The organism is Kitasatospora sp. NPDC051984 (assembly GCF_044593455.1).
Classification (GTDB): Bacteria; Actinomycetota; Actinomycetes; order Streptomycetales; family Streptomycetaceae; genus Kitasatospora.
The window spans coordinates 696263-716963 of record NZ_JBIUCB010000001.1; the positions used below are offsets into that span (position 1 = coordinate 696263).

Genomic DNA, 20701 nt, shown 5'->3' on the forward strand with positions numbered 1-20701 from the left:
CGTCTCAGCGCTTCTTGCGCTCGGCCACCCGGCGTTCGACCTCGGCCAGGAAGTGCGGCGGGACTTCGCCGGTGGCCCGCAGGTGCGCGCGTTCGGCGGCGGTGAGTGACTCGGCCGCGATGTCCACGGCGAAGGCGTATTCGTGCAGCTTCGCCGAGGCCGCGTCGCGCCGCATGTCCCCGGCCATCCCGGCTGCCTGCCGTCCGGCCGATCCGCCCCGGAAGGCGAAGATCGCGGTGAACCAGCCGAACGCCCCGGGCCGGCGGGCCTTCTTGTTCAGCTGGTCGCGGACCGCCAGCCAGGCCAGTCGGTCGTCCGACAGGTTCGGAACGGTGTTGGTCATGGTGGTTCCCCCCTCGTTCAGGTGTCGGGGGAGCGTACTGGTCGGGGGAGTGCGAAGGACAACGAAAAAGGCCCAAGTCCCTTGGACTTGAGCCTCGTTCACGCACTTGCCGCGAAGTGCCCCCGGTAGGATTCGAACCTACGCACCCGCCTCCGGAGGGCGGTGCTCTATCCCCTGAGCTACGGGGGCCTGGGTGATCTGTGATCGCCCGGCCTTGCGGGGAAAACACTACCAGGGAAACTCCGTGGTCCGTGCACGGGTTTCCGGCAGCGGGGCCGGACGGGCCGTCAGGGGGCGATCGGCAAGTCGGGCAAAGGCCGGACGGGCGGGGTGGGGCGCGGCTACCCTCGGTGAGGTGGCGGCGGCGTCGGGGCGGGTCCTCGTGGTGGACGACAGCGAGGCGATCCGTCGGCTGATCACGGTCAACCTGGAGCTGGAGGGCTTCGAGGTGGTGACCGCCGCCGACGGTGCCGAATGCCTGGAGGTGGTCCGCCGGGTCGCGCCGGACGTGGTGACGCTGGACGTGGTGATGCCCCGGCTGGACGGCCTGCGCACGGCGGCCCGGCTGCGCGCCGCCTGGGAGACCGCGCACCTGCCGATCGCGATCGTGAGCGCCTGCACCCCGGCGGATCTGGAACGGGGCGCGTCGGTGGGGGTGGACGGCTATCTGGCGAAGCCGTTCGACCCGGCGGACCTGATCGAACTGGTGCGCCGCCTGCGGGCGATGGACCGCCGGCCCGCGGCGGGGCGCCGTTTCGCGTACGACTTCGGCAGCACCGCGCCCTCGATACCCGTCCCGCCCGTTCAAACCGTACGAGATTTCGCCCTGAGCGAACAGTCGCAGGAACTTGTTCCGCCGGACGAGTCACGCCCGTGAGATGTGCCGGTCTGCGGCGCTGTTCGACGAGACGAAGCACACCGGGCGGCACGACGCGCGTCCCACTCGGCAAACCGAGTGGCGGGCGACCACCCCCTCTCGCCTAGGCTTGGGCCCGTGACACCCGCAGAACTCTCCCAGGCAGTCCAGGCCGCCGTCAGCGCCGCCATCCAGGCCGGCGAGCTGACCGTCGACGTGCCCGCGCACGTGACGGTCGAGCGGCCCAAGAACAGGGACCACGGCGATTACGCCACCAACGTGGCCCTCCAGCTCGCGAAGCCGGCCGGCAAGCCGCCGCGAGCCGTCGCGGAGATCCTGTCCGCCCGCCTGCGAGAGATCGCCGGCGTCGCGAAGGTCGACATCGCCGGTCCCGGCTTCCTGAACATCACGCTGGACGCGGCCACTCAGGGCGAGCTGGCGCGCACCATCGTCGAGGCGGGCGAGGCGTACGGCCGCAACGACGCGCTCAAGGGCCTGAACATCAACCTGGAGTTCGTCTCGGCGAACCCGACCGGCCCGATCCACATCGGCGGCGTCCGCTGGGCCGCCGTCGGCGACTCGCTGGCCCGCGTCCTCAAGGCGTCCGGCGCCGAGGTGGCCACCGAGTACTACCTCAACGACGCCGGCGTGCAGATCACCAAGTTCGCCAAGTCGCTGAAGGCCGCCGCGAACGGACAGCCCGTTCCGGAGGACGGCTACGTCGGCGAGTACATCGCCGACATCGCCAAGGCCGTCACCGACGGCGTGCCCGGCATCCTGGAGCTGCCCGAGGACGAGCAGCTGCTGGCCTTCCGCACCGAGGGCCTGAAGCTGATGGTCGCCGAGATCCAGCGGTCGATGGCCGAGTTCGGCGTGCACTTCGACACCTGGTTCTCCGAGAAGACGCTGCACGACTCCGGCGCCGTTCAGCAGGCCATGGAGCGGCTGCGCGAGCAGGGCCACGTCTTCGACCGGGACGGCGCGATCTGGCTGCGCACCACCGACTTCGGCGACGACAAGGACCGCGTCCTGATCAAGGCCGACGGCGAGACCACCTACTTCGCCGCCGACGCCGCCTACTACCTGAGCAAGCGGGACCGCGGCGCGGAGGTCTCGGTCTACATGCTCGGCGCCGACCACCACGGCTACGTCAACCGCCTGAAGGCCATCGCGGCCTGCGCCGGCGACGACATGGACCGCAACATCGAGGTGATGATCGGCCAGTTCGTGAAGATGCTGCGCGACGGCAAGGAGGTCCGACTCTCCAAGCGCGCGGGCAACATCATCACGATCGACGACGTGGTCGACTGGATCGGCGTGGACGCCGCCCGCTTCATGCTGGTGCGGCAGTCCACCGACTCCACCATCACCATCGACATCGACCTGGTCACCCGCCAGAGCAACGACAACCCGGTCTTCTACGTGCAGTACGCGCACGCCCGGATGTGCTCCGTGCAGCGCAACGCGGTGGACAAGGGCGTCATCCGCAGCGCGGACTTCAAACCGGAGCTGCTGGACACCGAGTGGGAGAACGACCTGCTCGGCCGGCTCGGCGAGTTCCCGCGGGTGGTGGCCCGGTCCGGTGAGGAGCGCGCCCCGCACCACGTGGCCACCTACCTGACCGAACTGGCCCGCTCCTACCACCGGTTCTACGACAACTGCCAGATCCTGCCGAAGGGCGACGAGCAGGTCACCGACCTCACGCACGCCCGCCTCTGGCTCGCCGACGCCACGCGAACGACGCTCGCCAACGGCCTCGGTCTGCTCGGCGTATCCGCACCCGAGCGGATGTAAAGCACCACAACCCCCAAGCGCAGCACAGCGGGGGCGGCGGACCGGTCGACGGAGACCGGTCGCCGCCCCTCGCCATAGGTCGAGGAAGTTCCGCACATGTCTCGCTCCGCACACCCCGCAGGTCCCCGGCACGGCGACGTGCTGCCCGAGGGTCACTACCAGGCCCCGCCCGCCGACCTGAACGCCCTCGACCCGAAGATCTGGTCGCGCACCGTCACCCGTGACGCGGACGGCGTCGCCACCGTCGGCGGCGTCGATGTCCGCACCCTGGCCGCCGAGTTCGGCACCCCCGCGTACGTGCTGGACGAGGCCGACTTCCGGGCCCGCGCCCGGGCCTGGCGGGACGCGTTCGGCGACGACGCGGACGTGTACTACGCGGGCAAGGCGTTCCTGTCCAAGGCCGTGGTGCGCTGGCTGCACGAGGAGGGCCTCAACGTCGACGTGTGCTCCTCGGGCGAGCTGCAGGTCGCGCTGGCGGCCGGCATGCCGGGGGAGCGGATCGCGCTGCACGGCAACAACAAGTCGGTGCGGGAGCTGGAGCAGGCCGTGCGGGCCGGTGTCGGGCACATCGTGGTCGACTCGTTCCAGGAGATCGACCGCCTGGCGGAGATCGCCGCGGCGCGGGGCGTCCGCCAGCCGGTGCTGATCCGGATCACCGTCGGCGTCGAGGCGCACACCCACGAGTTCATCGCCACCGCGCACGAGGACCAGAAGTTCGGCCTATCGCTCTCCGGCGGCCTGGCCGCCGAGGCGGTCCGCCGGGTGCTGGCCAAGCCCTCGCTGGAGCTGCGCGGCATCCACTCGCACATCGGCTCGCAGATCTTCGACTTCGCCGGTTTCGAGGTCGCCGCCCGCCGGGTGGTCGGCCTGCTCGCCGAGGTCCGCGACGAGCACGGCGTCGAACTGCCGGAGATCGACCTCGGCGGCGGCCTCGGCATCGCGTACACCCCCGACGACGATCCGCGCGAGCCCGCTGAGATCGCCGTCTCGCTCGGTGAGATCGTCCGACGCGAGTGCACGGCAGCACAGTTGACGGCCCCTCGGATCTCGGTGGAGCCCGGCCGGGCGATCGTCGGCCCGACCGCTTTCACGCTGTACGAGGTCGGCACCGTCAAGCACCTGGAGGGCCTGCGCACCTACGTCAGCGTGGACGGCGGCATGTCCGACAACATCCGCACCGCGCTGTACGACGCCGAGTACTCGGTGGCGCTGGTCTCCCGCACCAGCGAGGCCGAACCGATGCTGGTCAGGGTGGTCGGCAAGCACTGCGAGTCCGGCGACATCGTGGTCCGGGACGCCTTCCTGCCCGCCGACCTGGCGCCCGGCGACCTGATCGCGGTGCCCGCCACCGGCGCCTACTGCCGGTCGATGGCGAGCAACTACAACCACGCCCTCAAGCCCCCCGTGCTGGCCGTCGCGGACGGTGCGGCCCGAGTGATCGTCCGCCGCGAAACGGAGGAGGATCTCCTGCGGCTCGATATCGGCTGACGAAATTTTCGTCTCAGAACGTGGACCAGCCGTAGATCCGTGCGGAAAGTCCCGGAGACTGGTGGGGACAGGAAAGCCCCCGGGGAAACCGAATCGCCCCGGCGGGGACCGAAGAATGCAGAGCGGAGTCGGATGATGCGTACGCGCCCGCTGAAGGTGGCGTTGCTGGGCTGTGGTGTGGTGGGCTCCGAGGTGGCGCGCATCATGACGACGACAGCCGACGACCTCGCCGCGCGCATCGGCGCCCCGGTGGAGCTCGCCGGCATCGCGGTACGGCGGGCCGGGCGCCCCCGTCCCGGGGTGCCCGAGCACCTGCTCACCACCGACGCCGAGGCCCTGGTCGGCCGCGACGACATCGACGTGGTGATCGAGGTCGTGGGCGGCATCGAGCCGTCCAAATCGCTGATCCTGAAAGCCTTCCAGGGCGGCGCCTCGGTGGTCTCCGCCAACAAGGCACTGCTCGCCAAGGACGGCGCCGAACTGCACGCCGCGGCCGCCGAGGCCGGCGTCGACCTCTACTACGAGGCCGCCGTGGCCGGCGCCATCCCGCTGCTGCGCCCGCTGCGCGAGTCGCTGGCCGGCGACAAGGTGAACCGGGTGCTGGGCATCGTCAACGGCACCACCAACTTCATCCTCGACAAGATGGACTCCACCGGCGCCGGGTACTCCGAGGCGCTGGAGGAGGCCACCGCGCTGGGCTACGCCGAGGCCGACCCGACCGCCGACGTGGAGGGCTTCGACGCCGCCGCGAAGGCCGCCATCCTGGCCGGCATCGCCTTCCACACCAAGGTGACCGCCGCGGACGTCTACCGCGAGGGCATCACCGAGGTCTCCGCCGCCGACATCGCCTCCGCCAAGGAGATGGGCTGCGTGGTCAAGCTGCTGGCGATCTGCGAGCGCTCCGCCGACGGCAGCTCGGTCACCGCCCGGGTGCACCCGGCGATGATCCCGCTCAGCCACCCGCTGGCCTCCGTCCGCGAGGCGTACAACGCGGTGTTCGTCGAGGCCGAGGCGGCCGGCCGGCTGATGTTCTACGGCCCCGGCGCGGGCGGCTCGCCGACCGCCTCCGCGGTCCTCGGCGACCTGGTCGCGGTCTGCCGCAACAAGGTCAACGGCACCACCGGCCCCGGCGACTCGGTCTACACCCAGCTGCCCGCCAAGCCGATGGACCAGGTGGTCACCCGCTACCACGTCAGCCTCGACGTGGACGACCGGGCCGGCGTGCTCGCCCAGGTCGCCTCGGTCTTCGCCGAGCACGGCGTCTCCATCGACACCGTGCGCCAGCAGGGCCGCGACGGCGACGCCGCACTCGTCGTGGTCACCCACCGCGCCACCGACGCCGCCCTGTCGGCGACGGTCGACAAGCTCCGCGCACTGGACAGCGTGCGCGACGTGGCCAGCATCATGCGGGTCGAAGGGGAGTAGGAAGAACCATGAACGCCGAAAACGCTGCCCGAGGCACCCACACCCACCAGTGGCGCGGCCTCATCGAGGAGTACCGCGACCGCCTCCCGGTCACCGACTCCACCCCCGTGGTCACCCTGCTCGAGGGCGGCACGCCCCTCGTCCCCGCCCAGGTGCTCTCCGAGCGCACCGGCTGCGAGGTCTACCTCAAGGTCGAAGGCGCCAACCCGACCGGCTCCTTCAAGGACCGCGGGATGACCATGGCCATCTCCAAGGCCAAGGAGGACGGCGCCCAGGCCGTCATCTGCGCCTCCACCGGCAACACCTCCGCCTCCGCCGCCGCCTACGCGGTCCGGGCCGGCATGGTGTCCGCCGTGCTCGTCCCGCAGGGCAAGATCGCCCTCGGCAAGATGGGCCAGGCGCTGGTGCACGGCGCGAAGATCCTCCAGGTGGACGGCAACTTCGACGACTGCCTGACCCTCGCCCGCGAACTCTCCGAGAAGTACCCGGTCGCCCTGGTCAACTCGGTCAACCCGGTGCGCATCGAGGGCCAGAAGACCGCCGCCTTCGAGATCGTCGACATGCTCGGCGACGCCCCCGACATCCACGTTCTCCCGGTCGGCAACGCCGGCAACATCACCGCCTACTGGCGGGGTTACCGCGAATACGCGGCCGACGGCCTTTCCACCAAGACCCCGCGGATGTGGGGCTTCCAGGCGGCCGGCTCCGCACCCATCGTGGACGGCGCCCCGGTGCTCAAGCCGCAGACCATCGCCACCGCGATCCGGATCGGCAACCCCGCCTCCTGGGACTTCGCGCTGGCCGCCCGGGACGAGTCCGGCGGCCTGATCGACAAGGTGACGGACCGCCAGATCCTGTCCGCCTACCGCCTGTTGGCCGCGCAGGAGGGCGTCTTCGTGGAGCCCGCCTCGGCCGCCTCGGTGGCCGGTCTGCTCGCCAAGGCCGAGGCCGGACTGGTCGACCCCGGCCAGCGGATCGTCTGCACCGTCACCGGCAACGGCCTCAAGGACCCGGACTGGGCGGTGGCCGGCGCGCCGCAGCCGCAGATCGTCCCGATCGACCCCGAGACGGCCGCCCGCAGTCTCGGCCTGCTCGACTGATCCTGCGTCAACGCCCTTGAGCGGCGGGCCTGATCGGGCCCGCCGCTCAACCGCATCTGCGCTGCTTTCAGGTCATCCGACCGGCGCTTTTCCGCTTCTTGTGGCAACACGGAAGATCCGGGCCGGGCAGGGTGTACCGCTCTGGAACCTCTCTTCGATACGCTGGACCCCGGCGGGCCGCGCCATGCTGCGCGCTCCCTTCGACCAACCCGCCGTCGTACCACCGCAGGCCCCGTCGTCCGGGCCGCCCCCACTTTTCAGGAGTGTCCACCGCATGGCCGGTCCCGCGTTCCGCGCCGCCGCCGTCCGGGTCCGCGTTCCCGCGACCAGCGCCAACCTCGGCCCCGGCTTCGACGCTTTCGGCCTCGCCCTCGGGCTCTACGACGACGTGGTGGTCCGGGTCGCCGACTCCGGCCTGAGCGTGGACATCGCCGGCGAGGGCGCCGACACCCTGCCCCGCGACGAGCGCCACCTGCTGGTCCGCTCGCTGCGCGCCGCCTTCGACCGGCTCGGCGGACAGCCCCGCGGCCTCGAAGTGGTCTGCGCCAACCGCATACCGCACGGCCGCGGCCTGGGCTCCTCGTCCGCGGCGATCTGCGCCGGCATCGTCGCCGCCCGCGCGGTCACCATCGGCGGCGCCTCCGCCCTCGACGACGACGCGCTGCTCGCCCTCGCCTCCGAGCTCGAGGGCCACCCCGACAACGTCGCGGCCTGCCTGCGCGGCAACTTCACCGTCGCCTGGACCGAGGACGGCACCGCCCGCACCATCACGCTCGACCCCTCCGACCGAGTGGTTCCGGTCGTGTTCGTGCCCTCGACCGAGGTGCTCACCGAAACGGCGCGCGGTCTCCTCCCCAAGACCGTTCCGCTCTCCGACGCCGCCGTCAACGCCGGCCGCGCCGCACTGCTGGTCGAGGCGCTCACCCGCCGCCCCGAACTGCTGCTCACCGCCACCGAGGACCGCCTGCACCAGGACTACCGGGCCTCCGCCATGCCCGACAGCGCCGCCCTGGTCGCCACGCTGCGCGCCGAGGGCGTGCCGGCCGTCATCTCGGGTGCCGGACCGACGGTGCTCGCGCTCGCCGACGAGGCCGGCGCGGAGAAGCTGCTCAACTTCGCGGGGCCGCAGTTCGCGGCGCACCGGCTGGAGCTCGACCGCACCGGCGCGACGGTTCTTCCGCTCGACATGTGAGACGGACACGATTGACAAACAAAGGGCTGGGGAATGTGTCAGGGGGTCGGTAGTGTTAACCTCATTGCTGCACCAGATGCCCTCCGGGGCCCGGTGCGACGCATCCCGATCCCGTTCCCCCGTCCGCACGGGGGCCGGAAGCTCGGGATCACGATTCTCCGGGAGCCCGCCACACTGCGTACGCAGCCTGCCTGCGCAACTGCGGCCCATCCCGAAGCCGTGACGGCACCAGACTCCCACCCGCAGCCTCTGCACTGAGGCCTGGCCGGGCGGGGCCCGAACTGCCGCCGCGCGACGGGGGCCCGGGCATCAACAAGGCGCAGCGAGGTCGGTACCGGCCGTCCGCGCCACCTTCGCACCACAGTGCACCGCACTTCGCAGCTCCCCGGAAGGACCAGCCTTCCGCGGGAATCCAGCCCCTGACCAGCGCACAGAGACGTTGGACAGGACAGCACAACCGGTCGCCGTGCCAGACAGGCCGACGTCCGCTCCAGGGAAGGACCCTTAGTGAGCGACACCACCGATCTGATGGGCGCGCGCCCGGACGCCGAGGCGTCGGACGCAGCCGCCGCCCCCGCGGCTCCGGCGCGACGCCGTCGTACCGCTGCCGCCGGCCTGGACGGCCTGGTCCTGGCCGAGCTCCAGAAGCTCGCCTCGACCCTCGGGATCAGCGGTACCGGACGGATGCGCAAGAGCCAGCTGATCGAGGCCATCAAGGAGAAGAGTGGCGGAGACCCGCTGCTCGCGGGCGGCTCCGCCCCCGCCGCTCCGGCCGCCAAGAAGGCCGCCAAGTCGGCTGCTCCCGCCGCCGAGGCCGCTCCGGCCGCCGCGGAGGAGAAGGAGAAGCCGGCCCGCCGCGCCCGCACCGCTGCCGCCACCGAGCCGCAGCCGCAGGCGCAGATCGAGATCCCGGTGCAGGCCGCCGCCGACACCGCGGCCGCCACCACCCGGACCGAGCGTCCGCGCCGCCGCGCCACCGCCGCCGCCGGTGCGCCGACCGCCGAGGCCGCGGCCACCACCACCACCGAGCAGGCCCAGCCGGCCGCCGAGGCCAAGGCCGAGGGCCAGCGCCAGGCCGCCGAGGGCGAGGGCCGTTCCGAGCGCCGCGAGCGCCGGGACCGCCGCGACCGCCGCGAGGGCGGCGAGCGTGCCGAGCGCACCGAGACCGCCGCGGCCGACAGCGACGGCGAACTGCGCGAGTCCCGCCGGGACCGCCGCAACCGCCGTGAGCGCGACCGCGCCGACCGGCAGCAGGGCGGCGGCCAGCAGCAGGACGGCGGCCAGTCCCGCCAGCAGGGCCAGCAGCAGGGCCAGGGTCAGAGCCAGGGCCAGCAGCAGGGCGGCGGCGCCCAGCAGCAGGGCGGCTACGACGACGACGAGTTCGGCGACGGCCGCCGCGGCCGTCGTGGCCGCTACCGCGACCGCCGGGGCCGTCGCCGCGACGGCTTCGAGGGCACGACCGGCCCCGAGGTCCCGCTGAGCGACGACGACGTCCTGATCCCGGTCGCGGGCATCCTGGACATCCTCGACAACTACGCGTTCGTCCGGACCTCCGGCTACCTGCCCGGTCAGAACGACGTCTACGTCTCGCTGGCCCAGGTCCGCAAGCACGGCCTGCGCAAGGGTGACGCCATCACCGGCGCCGTCCGGCAGCCGAAGGACGGCGAGCGCCGCGAGAAGTTCAACGCCATGGTGCGCCTGGACTCTGTCAACGGCATGGACCCGGACAGCGGCCGCGGCCGCCCCGAGTTCGGCAAGCTGACCCCGCTGTACCCGCAGGAGCGGCTGCGCCTGGAGACCGACCCGGGCGTGCTGACCACCCGGATCATCGACCTGGTGTCGCCGATCGGCAAGGGCCAGCGTGGTCTGATCGTGGCCCCGCCGAAGACCGGTAAGACCATGATCATGCAGGCGATCGCCAACGCGATCACCCACAACAACCCCGAGTGCCACCTGATGGTCGTCCTGGTCGACGAGCGTCCGGAAGAGGTCACCGACATGCAGCGGTCGGTGAAGGGCGAGGTCATCTCCTCGACCTTCGACCGCCCGGCCGAGGACCACACCACCGTCGCCGAGCTCGCCATCGAGCGTGCCAAGCGCCTGGTGGAGCTGGGCCACGACGTGGTGATCCTGCTGGACTCCATCACCCGTCTGGGCCGCGCCTACAACCTGGCCGCGCCCGCCTCCGGCCGCATCCTGTCCGGTGGTGTCGACTCGACCGCGCTGTACCCGCCGAAGAAGTTCTTCGGTGCCGCGCGCAACATCGAGAACGGCGGCTCGCTGACCATCCTGGCCACCGCGCTGGTCGAGACCGGCTCGCGGATGGACGAGGTGATCTTCGAGGAGTTCAAGGGCACCGGCAACATGGAGCTCAAGCTCGACCGGAAGCTCTCGGACAAGCGCATCTTCCCGTCCGTCGACGTGGACGCCTCCGGCACCCGCAAGGAGGAGATCCTGCTCGGCCACGAGGAGCTCTCCATCGTCTGGAAGCTCCGCCGGGTGCTGCACGCTCTGGACTCGCAGCAGGCGATCGAGCTGCTGCTGGACAAGATGAAGCAGACCAAGACGAACGCCGAGTTCCTGATGCAGATCGCCAAGAACACCCCGGGTTCCGGCGACTGATCCGGTTACGCCCTGCTGAGACCCCGTACCGCCGCGCGCGGTGCGGGGTCTCAGGCTTTTCTCAGGCGGGGTTCGCAACCCGCTCGCCCTACCGGTGCGTCACTTATGCTCGAAAGGTCGCACTCCAGGTGAAATGAGGCGATATGGCCGAACACCGGAAGACCCGCTTCACGGGTCGACGCGGACTGCGGATCGCGCTGTTCGCGCTGGTCGCCGTGCTGTTGCTGGTCGCAGGACTGGGTGGGCTCGCCTACTGGAAGCTGAACCGGAACCTGCACGGCGTCGACATCTCCGGGCAACTGGGCAGTGCCCGGCCGCCCGCCTCCACCGACGGCTCGTTCAACCTGCTGGTGCTCGGCTCCGACTCGCGGGCCGGCGCCAACGGCGACCTGGCCGGTGGTGACACCGGGAACACCGCCCGCTCCGACACCGCCATGGTGGTGCACGTCAACCAGACGCACACGGCCGCTTCGGTGGTCTCCATACCGCGCGACACCCTGGTCGCCCGGCCCGCCTGCACCGGTCCGGACGGCAAGCCCGTCCCGGCGGTCCGCAGCGCGATGTACAACTCGGCGTTCGAGGTCGGCGGACCGGTCTGCGCGGTGAAGACCACCGAGCAGCTCACCGGGATGCGGATGGACCACTTCGTCGAGCTGGACTTCGCCGGCTTCGCCTCGGTGATCGACGCGATCGGCGGGGTGGACGTCACCACCACCGTGCCGATAAGCGACCAGGACAGCGGGCTCCAGCTGCCGGCCGGCACCCACCACCTGGGCGGGCAGCAGGCGCTGGCGTTCGTCCGCACCCGGCACGGCGTCGGCGACGGCAGCGACCTGGGGCGGATCGAGCTCCAGAAGGAGATGGTGAAGGCCATGCTCGGCCGGATCGACGCGCAGGGCCTGGCCACCGATCCGATGGCGGTGTGGAGCCTCGGCGACAAGCTCACCAAGTCGCTCACCACCGACTCCGACCTGGCCTCGGTGAGCTCGCTGGTGGGCCTGGCGCAGACCCTGAAGCGGATCGGCCCGGACCAGCTGACCATGGTCACGCTGCCCGTGACGTACGCCCCCAGCGACCCGAACCGGGTGGCCCCGAAGAACCCGGACGCCCAGCAGCTCTGGGCGGCGCTGCGGGTCGACCAGCCGGTGCCGACCCCGGTGGTCTCCGAGCAGCCCAGCAACCCGGCGGAGGCCTCCCCGTCCGCCCGGGCGTCGATCAGCCCTGGCGCGGCGGGCCTGTACCGGGGCGCGGAATAGCGCAACCTCCCTCCCGGTTTGGGAAGAAGCGGGCAGTGCTGGCACACTGGTCCGTCGGTCCCGGTTCACGTGCGGATGTCCATGTTCGCCGACCCGGTGCCCTCCCGATCAGCTAGGAGAATCCGTTGAAGTCCAACGTTCACCCGGAGTACGTGGTCACCAAGGTGACCTGCACCTGCGGCAACGAGTTCACCACTCGCTCGACCGAGACCAGCGGTGAGATCCGCGCCGAGGTCTGCTCGAACTGCCACCCGTTCTACACCGGCAAGCAGAAGATTCTGGACACCGGTGGCCGCGTGGCCCGCTTCGAGGCGCGCTTCGGCAAGAAGCTTTCCGGCAACAAGTCGGCCTAGCGCTTCCACGGCGCCGGTCTCGGGCGCCCTCGTGTACTGCACGGGGGCGTTCGGGCCGGCGCCGTTCGCGTCTCTCCTGCCCAGCACCCAGGTTGGGCACCCCCTGTTCGGCACTCACGGAAGTAGGACCACCCGATGTTCGAGGCAGTCGAAGAGCTCCTCGTCGAGCACGCCGACCTCGAGAAGAGGCTGGCCGATCCGTCCGTGCACGCCGACCAGGCGAACGCGCGCAAGCTGGCCAAGCGGTACGCCGAGCTGACCCCGATCACCCGGACCTACCTGGCCTGGAAGCAGGCCGGCGAGGACATCGTCGCCGCGCGTGAACTCGCCGCCGAGGACCCGGACTTCATCGCCGAGGCGAAGGCGTCCGAGGCGCAGCAGGCGGAGCTCACCGAGGAGCTGCGGCTGCTGCTGGTGCCGCGCGACCCCAACGACGACAAGGACGTCATCCTGGAGGTCAAGGCGGGTGAGGGCGGCGAGGAGTCCGCGCTGTTCGCCGGTGACCTGCTGCGGATGTACCTGCGGTACGCGGAGCGGGTCGGCTGGAAGACCGAGATCATCGACGCCAACGAGTCCGACCTCGGCGGCTACAAGGACGTCTCGGTGGCCGTGAAGACCAAGGGGAACGCCGAGCCCGGCCACGGCGTCTGGGCGCAGCTGAAGTACGAGGGCGGCGTGCACCGGGTGCAGCGGGTGCCCGCGACCGAGTCGCAGGGCCGCATCCACACCTCCGCCGCGGGCGTGCTGGTCACCCCGGAGGCCGAGGAGGTCGAGGTGGAGATCCACGCCAACGACCTGCGGATCGACGTCTACCGCTCCTCCGGCCCGGGCGGGCAGTCGGTCAACACCACCGACTCCGCGGTCCGGATCACCCACCTGCCGACCGGTATCGTCGCGTCCTGCCAGAACGAGAAGAGCCAGCTGCAGAACAAGGAGCAGGCGATGCGCATCCTGCGTTCGCGGCTGCTGGCCGCCGCGCAGGAGGAGGCCGAGCGGGAGGCGTCCGACGCCCGCCGCAGCCAGGTCCGCACGGTCGACCGCTCCGAACGGATCCGGACGTACAACTTCCCGGAGAACCGCATCTCCGACCACCGCACCGGGTTCAAGTCGTACAACCTGGACCAGGTGCTGGACGGCGACCTGAACGCGGTGATCCAGTCCTGTGTGGACGCCGACGCCGCGGCCAAGCTGGCCGCCGCGCAGGAGAACTGAGCCTAAGGGGCCCGAGGGATGAACCTGCTGCTCGCCGAGGTGGCCCAGGCCACCCAGCGCCTGGCCGCGGCCGGCGTACCCTCGCCGCGTTTCGACGCCGAGGAGCTGGCCGCGCACATCCACGGCGTGAAGCGCAGCCAGCTGCACACCGTGCCGGACGGGGACTTCGACGCCCGCTACTGGGAGGCGATCTCCCGCCGCGAGCAGCGCGAGCCGCTGCAGCACATCACCGGGCGGGCGTTCTTCCGCTACCTCGAACTGGAGGTCGGCCCCGGGGTGTTCGTGCCCCGGCCGGAGACCGAGACAGTGGTCGAGTGGGCGATAGAGGCGGTCCGCGCGATGGACGTCGCCGAGCCGCTGGTGGTCGACCTGTGCACCGGCTCCGGGGCGATCGCGCTGGCGCTCGCCCAGGAGCTGCCGCGTTCCACGGTGCACGCGTTCGAGCTCGACGAGGGCGCGATCGCCTACACCCGCCGCAACATCGAGGCCAGCCCCGACCGGGCCCGGGTCCACCTGCACCAGGGCGACGCCACCAAGGCGTTCGCCGACGACCGGGCCTGGGACGGCCGGTTCGACCTGGTGATCAGCAACCCGCCGTACATCCCGCTCACCGAGTGGGAGTACGTCGCCCCCGAGGCCCGCGACCACGACCCGCAGATGTCGCTGTTCTCCGGCGAGGACGGCCTGGACACCATCCGCGGCATCGAGCGGGTCGCCGCCCGGCTGCTGCGGCCCGGCGGTGCGGTGGTGATCGAACACGCGGACACCCAGGGCGGCCAGGTCCCGTGGATCTTCCGCGAGGAGGGCGGCTGGACGGACGCCGCCGACCACCGGGACCTGAACAACCGGCCGCGCTTCACAACGGCCCGAAGGGCTTCGTTGTGAACATCGGGCACGGCACTACTGCCCGTCGCGCTTCGTTGTAGACCACCACTGAATTCACCGGAAGGGGATTGCTCCGATGAGCCGCCGATACGACTGCTCCGACGCCCAGGATCGCGCCAGCGGGCTGCGTGAGGCCGCCACGGCGATCCGCCGCGGGGAGCTGGTGGTGGTGCCGACCGACACGCTGTACGGGATCGCGGCGGACGCGTTCTCGCCGGAGGCGGTCGGCGCGCTGCTGGCGGCCAAGGGGCGCGGGCGGAACATGCCCTCGCCGGTGCTGGTCGGCTCGCCGACCACGCTGCACGGGCTGGTCACCGACTTCTCCGAGCAGGCCTGGGAGCTGGTGGACGCGTTCTGGCCGGGCGGCCTGACCCTGGTGGCCCGGCACCAGCCGTCGCTGCGCTGGGACCTGGGCGAGACCCGGGGCACCGTCGCCGTCCGGATGCCGCTGCACCCGGTCGCGCTGGAGCTGCTGAACGCCACCGGCCCGCTCGCGGTGTCCTCCGCCAACAAGACCGGCGGCCCGTCCCCGTCCACCTGCGACGCGGCCGAGGCGCAACTCGGTGACGCGGTGTCGATCTACCTCGACGGCGGGACGGCCGACTACGCCACGGCCTCCACCATCGTCGACGTCACCGGCAAGGTGCCGGTGGTGCTGCGGGCGGGCGCGATCAGCGTCGAGCAGCTGAGGGAGGTCGCTCCGGACGTCGAGGCCGGCAGTTGACCGCCGCCCCGTTGTACGGAGCGGGGAGTGCCCTGGCGCCGTTCCCGGCGTCCGGGCCGCTCCCGCTGGACACCTTCAAGATCCTGTTCGTCTGCACCGGCAACATCTGCCGCTCCCCGATCGCCGAGCGCCTGGCGCGGTTGGAGCTGGACTCCCGGCTGGGCGCCCGGGTGGGCGGCCGGATCGTCGTGGAGAGCGCCGGGACCTGGGGCCACGAGGGTGCCCCGATGGAGGCGCACGCGGCCACCGTGCTGGGTGAGTACGGCGCGGACAGCGCCGGCTTCGCCGGGCGGGAGCTGCTCGACGAACACGTGATCGACGCCGACCTGGTGCTGACCGCGACCCTGGACCACCGCGCGCAGGTGATCTCGATGGGACACGCGGCGGGTCTGCGCACCTTCACGCTGAAGGAGTTCACCCGGTTGGTGCAAAGGGTCGATCCGCGGACCCTGCCCGACCCCAGGGACGGCGCGCGGCTGACCGAACGCGCCCGCGCGCTGGTCCGCTCGGCCGCCGCCCTGCGCGGCTGGCTGCTGGCCGCCGCACCGGAATCGGATGAGCTGAGGGACCCGTACGGGGCGCCGATCGGCATGTTCCGCAACTGCGGCGAGGAGATATTCGACGCGCTGGACCCGGTGGTGACCGCACTGACCGGCGTGGACCGGTGAGTTGAGCGCCCTCCACTAAAGTTTCGGTGGAGAAGTTGTGAAGCCTGCGTGCGCAGGCGATGCAGGTGACCGGGGCGCGGCCGAAAGGCCCAGTCCCGCGCGTGGGGGCGGGCCCGGTGACAGGGGCCGACCTAGGCTGGAGAGATCTCCGCCCGCACCGGCCCCCTCGCCTTCGGCTGGGGGACCCCCCACCCGGGAGCCAGCATGACGGTCGCCGATGCCCGACAGACCCACTGGCAGGCCGCCGAGGCCCTGCGCGCGGCGGACCCGCTGACCGCCGACCTGCTCGCCGCCGAGGACGAACGCCGGGCCGATTCCGTGCAGTTGCTGGCCGGCGAGAACCTGGCCACCCCTGCCGTGCTGGCGGCGCTGACCGGCCCGCTGATCGACAAGTACGCCGAGGGCTACCCCGGCCGCCGCCACCACACCGGCTGCGCGCCCGCCGACACCGTCGAGCTGCTGGCGGTCGACCGGGCCCGCGAACTGTTCGCCGCCCCGCACGCCAACGTCCAGCCCCGGTCGGCGACTTCGGCCGTGCTGGCGGCCTACGCGGCGCTGCTGCGGCCGGGCGACGCGGTGCTGGCGATGTCGCTGGAGCACGGCGGCCACCTGAGCGCCGGTTCGCGGGCCAACTTCTCCGGCCGCTGGTTCCAGTTCCACGGCTACGGGGTGCGCGAGGAGGACGGCCTGATCGACCTCGACCAGGTCCGCCGGCTGGCCCACGAGCACCGTCCCAAGGCGATCGTCGCGGGCGGCATCTCCTACCCCCGGCACCTGGACTGGGCGGCCTTCCGGGAGATCGCCGACGAGGTGGACGCCTACCTGATCGCCACCGCCGGGCAGAGCGCCGGCCTGGTCGCGGCCGGCCTCGCGCCGTCCCCGGTGCCGTACGCGGACGTCACCGCCGTGGCCACCCACAAGCTGCTGCGCGGTCCGCGCGGCGGCCTGCTGCTGTGCACCGACGAACTGGCGGACCGGATCGACCGCGCGGTGTTCCCGTTCTGCCAGGGCGGGGCGGCGATGAACGAGGTGGCCGCCAAGGCGGTGGCGCTGGCCCAGGCCGCCACCCCCGCGTTCGCCGAGTACGCCCGCCGGGCCGTGGCCGGAGCGCGGGCGCTGGCTGCCGCGCTGGCCGCCGCCGGGGCCGCGCCGCTCACCGGCGGCACCGACACCCACCTGGTGACCGCGGAGGTCGGCGGCCTCGGCCTGACCGGCGTGGAGGCCGAACGCCGTTGCGCCGCAGCGGGGTTGATGCTCGGGAGGTGCGCCGTCCCGTACGACCCGGCGCCGCCCACCGAGACCTCCGGGATCCGGCTCGGCACCGGCACCTGCGCGGCCCAGGGGATGGGGGAGAGCGAGCTCGGCGAGGTCGGTGAGCTGCTCGGACAGGTGCTGCGCGGGGCCGAGCCGGCGTCGGTGCGGGGCCGGGTCCGGGAGCTGGCGCGGGCCTTCGCCGGGCGCCGCTGAGCATCCGGTGGCCGCGGAGGCGAACCGCGATGCGGGGGCTGGGCGTCGGAGTCAATAAGGTGTGCACCGTGGCGACGCACCTCGAACCCCGAACCTGCGCGGGAGTACCCTGCGTACTCGTCCGTCGGACCGTGACCCTGGAGGCCAGTGGTGCGTGAGTATCTGCTGGTCCTGTTCGTCTCGGCGGCAGTGACCTACCTGCTGGTGGCCCCGGTGCGGAAGTTCGCGATCGCCGCCGGCGCCATGCCCGCGGTCCGGGCGCGTGACGTGCACCGCGAACCGACCCCGCGGCTCGGCGGCATCGCGATGTTCGGCGGCCTGCTGGCCGGCCTGCTGGCGGCGTCCCAACTCACCAACCTGGGGCGGCTGTTCGTACAGAGCGCGGACGTCAAGGCGCTGCTGTCCGGAGCCGGGATCATGTTCGTGCTGGGCGTCCTGGACGACAAGTGGGGCGTGGACGCGCTGGTGAAGCTCGGCGGTCAGATGATCGCGGCCGGCGTGATGGTGTGGCAGGGCGTCACGGTGATCTCCATCCCGGTGCCCGGCTACGGCACGGTCACCTTCACCCCCACCCAGGGCATGCTGATCTCCGTCACGCTGGTGGTCGTGATGGTGAACGCGGTGAACTTCATCGACGGCCTGGACGGCCTGGCGGCGGGCATGGTGTGCATCGCCGCGATCGCGTTCTTCCTGTACTCGTACCGGCTCTGGCTGGGCTACGGGATCAACGACGCCGCTCCCGCCGCGCTGTTCACCGCCGTGCTGATCGGCATGTGCCTGGGCTTCCTGCCGCACAACCTGCACCCGGCGCGGATCTTCATGGGCGACTCCGGCTCGATGATGCTGGGCCTGATGCTGGCCGTCGCCGCGATCTCCATCACCGGCCGCGTCGACCCCGACCTGATCTCGGCCCGGACCGGTTCGCAGACCAGCGCCGTGCACGCCCTGGTGCCGATCTACATCCCGCTGATCCTGCCGCTGACGGTGATCGCGCTGCCGCTGGCGGACCTGCTGCTGGCCGTGGTGCGCCGCACCTGGGCGGGCAAGTCGCCGTTCGCGGCGGACAAGCAGCACCTGCACCACCGGCTGCTGGAGGTCGGGCACTCGCACAGCCGGGCCGTGCTGATCATGTACTTCTGGGCCGCGCTGATCGCCTTCGGCACCGTCGCGGTCTCGATCACCAACACCGGCCGCACGGTCGTCCTGACCATGGCGGGCCTGTGCCTGGTGGGCCTCGCGGTGCTGCTGATGCCGCGCTTCAAGCCGCGCGCCCCGAAGGCCGTTCAGCCGTTCGTGCCGCCCCGCTACCGCAGCAGCGAGCGGGCCGCCGGGCCGGATTCCGTGAAGGGTGCTAAGGACGCCGGCGAGGACGCCTCCGAGGTGCCCGCGATGGCCGAGCTGTCGGCCGAGGACAAGGCCCTGCTGGGGCGGATCGGAACGGGGGCGACGGCGTCCGGCCGGCGGGACGAGCGGCAGTCCTGACGCGGTGTCAACTCCCGTTGGGCCGTTCGGATACACCCGTTCGGCGGCACTCGTGGGCCGATGGTGTGACAGGTGCCACACGTTCATGGTAAAGCTCTCATCAAATAGTTTGTGATACCGTTCACGAGTACCGAGAACACGCCGAAAGACCTGACATGGAGGACTTCCGTCCCTGGTCGGTCTCCCTCGACGGGCTCCGCACTCAGTGGTGGTCCGCGGCGTGGTTCTCGTCCTTGTACCTCTGCCCCTTGCCACCGACATGCCGCCGGAGCTGCCGACATGCCGTCCCACGACGCCCGGATCCTCCGTGGCGCCGCAATCCCCACTGCGGCCGCCGGAGTGATCGCCATGGCGATCTCCTTCGCCGTTGCCCAGGGGAAGGGCCTGCTCGGCGCCCTGCTGGCAACGGTGGTGGTGATCGGTTTCTTCGGATTCGGCCAGGTCGCACTCGACCGGCTGACCCGGAACAATCCGCAGATGATGATGGCGGCAGCGCTGCTGGTCTACACCACGCAGATCCTGCTGATCGGCATTCTGCTGGCAGTCGCCAAGCACCTCTCGTTCTTCGACCACAAGGTCTTCGGTTTCACCCTGCTCGGGCTCGCGATCATCTGGACGGCGTTCCAGGTGCGCGGCTGGCTCAGGGCGAAGACCTTCTACGTGGAACCCGACGGCAAGTCGAAATCCGGGCGTCAACCGTGAGTGGGGCACACCGTCCCCCTCGCGAGGGGGGCGGTGTTTATGCCCTCCTGACGGGCTGCTATCGTCCGTCCCAACGGCGGAGTGCGGGATGCGGCCAGGTCCCTCCGGGAATCGGACGGATCGCCCCCCAACTCCACGAAGCTTTCGAAGATCCCGTGGCGTGGATATGCGCCGCGCAGGGTCCGCGAGAAATCCAACTAGTTCCAGTGCCGCACCGTGGCCGCAGGCCACGCCGACACACCGAGGTTGCCGTAACCATGCGTCAGAACGAAGGAGTCTGTGGTGGGTGCTGACGTCCAGCTCGCCTCCGAGGCCGGTTGCCACCTGAACTCCGGCTGCGGCTTCCCGGCCCCCGGCCTGAACGAGTTCGACTTCAAGCCGATCTTCTCGATCGGTAGCGTCGACTTCACCAAGCCGATGCTGCTGTCGATCATCTGCGCACTCCTGGTGGTCGGCTTCTTCTGGGCCGCGTTCGCCAAGCCGAAGCTGCTCCCGGGCAAGCTCCAGCTGGTCGGCGAGATCGGGTACGACTTCGTCAAGCGGAGCATCGTGCTCGAGACGATCGGCAAAAAGGGCGAGAAGTACGTCCCGATGCTGGTCTCGATGTTCTTCTTCGTGTGGATCATGAACATCATGTCCATCATCCCGTTCGCCCAGTTCCCGGTGATGTCGCGCATCGCGTTCCCGGTCGGGCTCGCGGCGATCGTGTGGATCACCTACATGACGCTGACCTTCAAGAAGCACGGCTTCGTCGGCGGTATGAAGAACCTCTGCTGGCCGTCGGGCATCCCCGGCTGGGTCATGTTCATCCTGGTGCCGATCGAGTTCTTCTCGAACATCTTCGTGCGCCCCTTCACCCTCGCGGTCCGAGCCTTCGCGAACATGTTCGCCGGTCACCTGCTGATCGTCGTCTTCTCGGTGGCCTCGTGGTACCTGCTGAGCCCCAGCATCGGCGCCCTGTACGGCTCGGTGTCCTTCGTGGTGGCCGTCGGTCTGACCGGTTTCGAGCTGCTGGTGCAGTTCCTGCAGGCGTACATCTTCGTGATGCTCGCCAGCAGCTACATCGCCGGTGCCCTGGAAGAGGCGCACTGAGCCCCGCGGCCCCGGCCGCGCCCCTGAACTCCCGGTGGCC

At 71.1% G+C, this 20701-nt stretch carries 18 protein-coding genes and 1 tRNA gene; 17 read left to right on the top strand and 2 right to left on the bottom strand.

All coding sequences use genetic code 11. The features are described 5' to 3' along the window. Positions 1–4: 4 nt before the first annotated feature. Positions 5–343 carry a hypothetical protein gene (locus ACIHEI_RS03175; RefSeq protein ID WP_387637318.1) on the bottom strand — a complete coding sequence of 113 codons (339 nt, stop codon included), beginning with the start codon at positions 341–343 and terminating at the stop codon, positions 5–7. 117 nt (positions 344–460) lie between these two features. Continuing rightward, positions 461–532, bottom strand: a tRNA-Arg gene (locus ACIHEI_RS03180). Between the two features lie 166 nt (positions 533–698). Here ACIHEI_RS03180 and ACIHEI_RS03185 point away from each other — a divergent pair. From ACIHEI_RS03185 to atpB, 17 genes are all read left to right on the top strand, one after another. Next, on the top strand, positions 699–1220 hold the full coding sequence (locus ACIHEI_RS03185; RefSeq protein ID WP_392950681.1) for a response regulator: 522 nt from the start codon (positions 699–701) through the stop codon (positions 1218–1220). Positions 1221–1337: 117 nt separating this feature from the next. Next, a complete protein-coding gene (gene argS, locus ACIHEI_RS03190; RefSeq protein WP_392950684.1) occupies positions 1338–2993 on the top strand; it encodes an arginine--tRNA ligase in 1656 nt (551 codons plus the stop codon). A 96-nt stretch (positions 2994–3089) separates the two neighbouring features. Further along, a complete protein-coding gene (gene lysA / locus ACIHEI_RS03195) occupies positions 3090–4481 on the top strand; it encodes a diaminopimelate decarboxylase (RefSeq protein ID WP_387865468.1) in 1392 nt (463 codons plus the stop codon). Between the two features lie 132 nt (positions 4482–4613). Beyond that, positions 4614–5906, top strand: coding sequence for a homoserine dehydrogenase (locus tag ACIHEI_RS03200; protein WP_387637308.1), 1293 nt, complete (start codon positions 4614–4616; stop codon positions 5904–5906). A gap of 8 nt (positions 5907–5914) precedes the next feature. Next, positions 5915–7006: a threonine synthase gene (thrC, locus tag ACIHEI_RS03205; protein ID WP_396605401.1), complete on the top strand. Its 1092-nt coding sequence runs from the start codon at positions 5915–5917 to the stop codon at positions 7004–7006. Between the two features lie 274 nt (positions 7007–7280). Further along, positions 7281–8198, top strand: a complete 918-nt coding sequence (gene thrB / locus ACIHEI_RS03210; RefSeq protein ID WP_387637304.1) for a homoserine kinase — start codon at positions 7281–7283, stop codon at positions 8196–8198. A gap of 507 nt (positions 8199–8705) precedes the next feature. After that, the gene (gene rho / locus ACIHEI_RS03215) at positions 8706–10820 is read left to right on the top strand and encodes a transcription termination factor Rho (RefSeq protein ID WP_396605402.1); all 2115 of its coding nucleotides are present in this window, start codon (positions 8706–8708) and stop codon (positions 10818–10820) included. Positions 10821–10963: 143 nt separating this feature from the next. After that, positions 10964–12076 (top strand): LCP family protein, encoded by a 1113-nt coding sequence (locus tag ACIHEI_RS03220; RefSeq protein ID WP_396605403.1) that lies wholly within the window; start codon positions 10964–10966, stop codon positions 12074–12076. A 125-nt stretch (positions 12077–12201) separates the two neighbouring features. Then, on the top strand, positions 12202–12429 hold the full coding sequence (rpmE, locus tag ACIHEI_RS03225; RefSeq protein WP_035866123.1) for a 50S ribosomal protein L31: 228 nt from the start codon (positions 12202–12204) through the stop codon (positions 12427–12429). A gap of 135 nt (positions 12430–12564) precedes the next feature. Next, a complete protein-coding gene (prfA, locus tag ACIHEI_RS03230; protein ID WP_387637297.1) occupies positions 12565–13641 on the top strand; it encodes a peptide chain release factor 1 in 1077 nt (358 codons plus the stop codon). Between the two features lie 18 nt (positions 13642–13659). Continuing rightward, a complete protein-coding gene (gene prmC / locus ACIHEI_RS03235) occupies positions 13660–14526 on the top strand; it encodes a peptide chain release factor N(5)-glutamine methyltransferase (protein WP_043916027.1) in 867 nt (288 codons plus the stop codon). A 76-nt stretch (positions 14527–14602) separates the two neighbouring features. Further along, positions 14603–15250 carry an L-threonylcarbamoyladenylate synthase gene (locus ACIHEI_RS03240; RefSeq protein ID WP_387637294.1) on the top strand — a complete coding sequence of 216 codons (648 nt, stop codon included), beginning with the start codon at positions 14603–14605 and terminating at the stop codon, positions 15248–15250. A gap of 32 nt (positions 15251–15282) precedes the next feature. Beyond that, positions 15283–15918, top strand: coding sequence for a protein-tyrosine-phosphatase (locus ACIHEI_RS03245; protein WP_392950968.1), 636 nt, complete (start codon positions 15283–15285; stop codon positions 15916–15918). A gap of 204 nt (positions 15919–16122) precedes the next feature. Next, entirely contained in the window at positions 16123–17385 is a 1263-nt protein-coding gene (gene glyA, locus ACIHEI_RS03250; RefSeq protein WP_387637292.1) for a serine hydroxymethyltransferase, read from the top strand. Positions 17386–17535: 150 nt separating this feature from the next. Then, positions 17536–18867: a glycosyltransferase family 4 protein gene (locus tag ACIHEI_RS03255; protein WP_396605404.1), complete on the top strand. Its 1332-nt coding sequence runs from the start codon at positions 17536–17538 to the stop codon at positions 18865–18867. 279 nt (positions 18868–19146) lie between these two features. Further along, complete coding sequence (locus ACIHEI_RS03260; RefSeq protein ID WP_387637286.1) at positions 19147–19569, top strand: hypothetical protein; 423 nt, start codon at positions 19147–19149, stop codon at positions 19567–19569. A 279-nt stretch (positions 19570–19848) separates the two neighbouring features. Continuing rightward, entirely contained in the window at positions 19849–20661 is an 813-nt protein-coding gene (atpB, locus tag ACIHEI_RS03265; protein WP_387637284.1) for a F0F1 ATP synthase subunit A, read from the top strand. Positions 20662–20701: the final 40 nt, after the last annotated feature.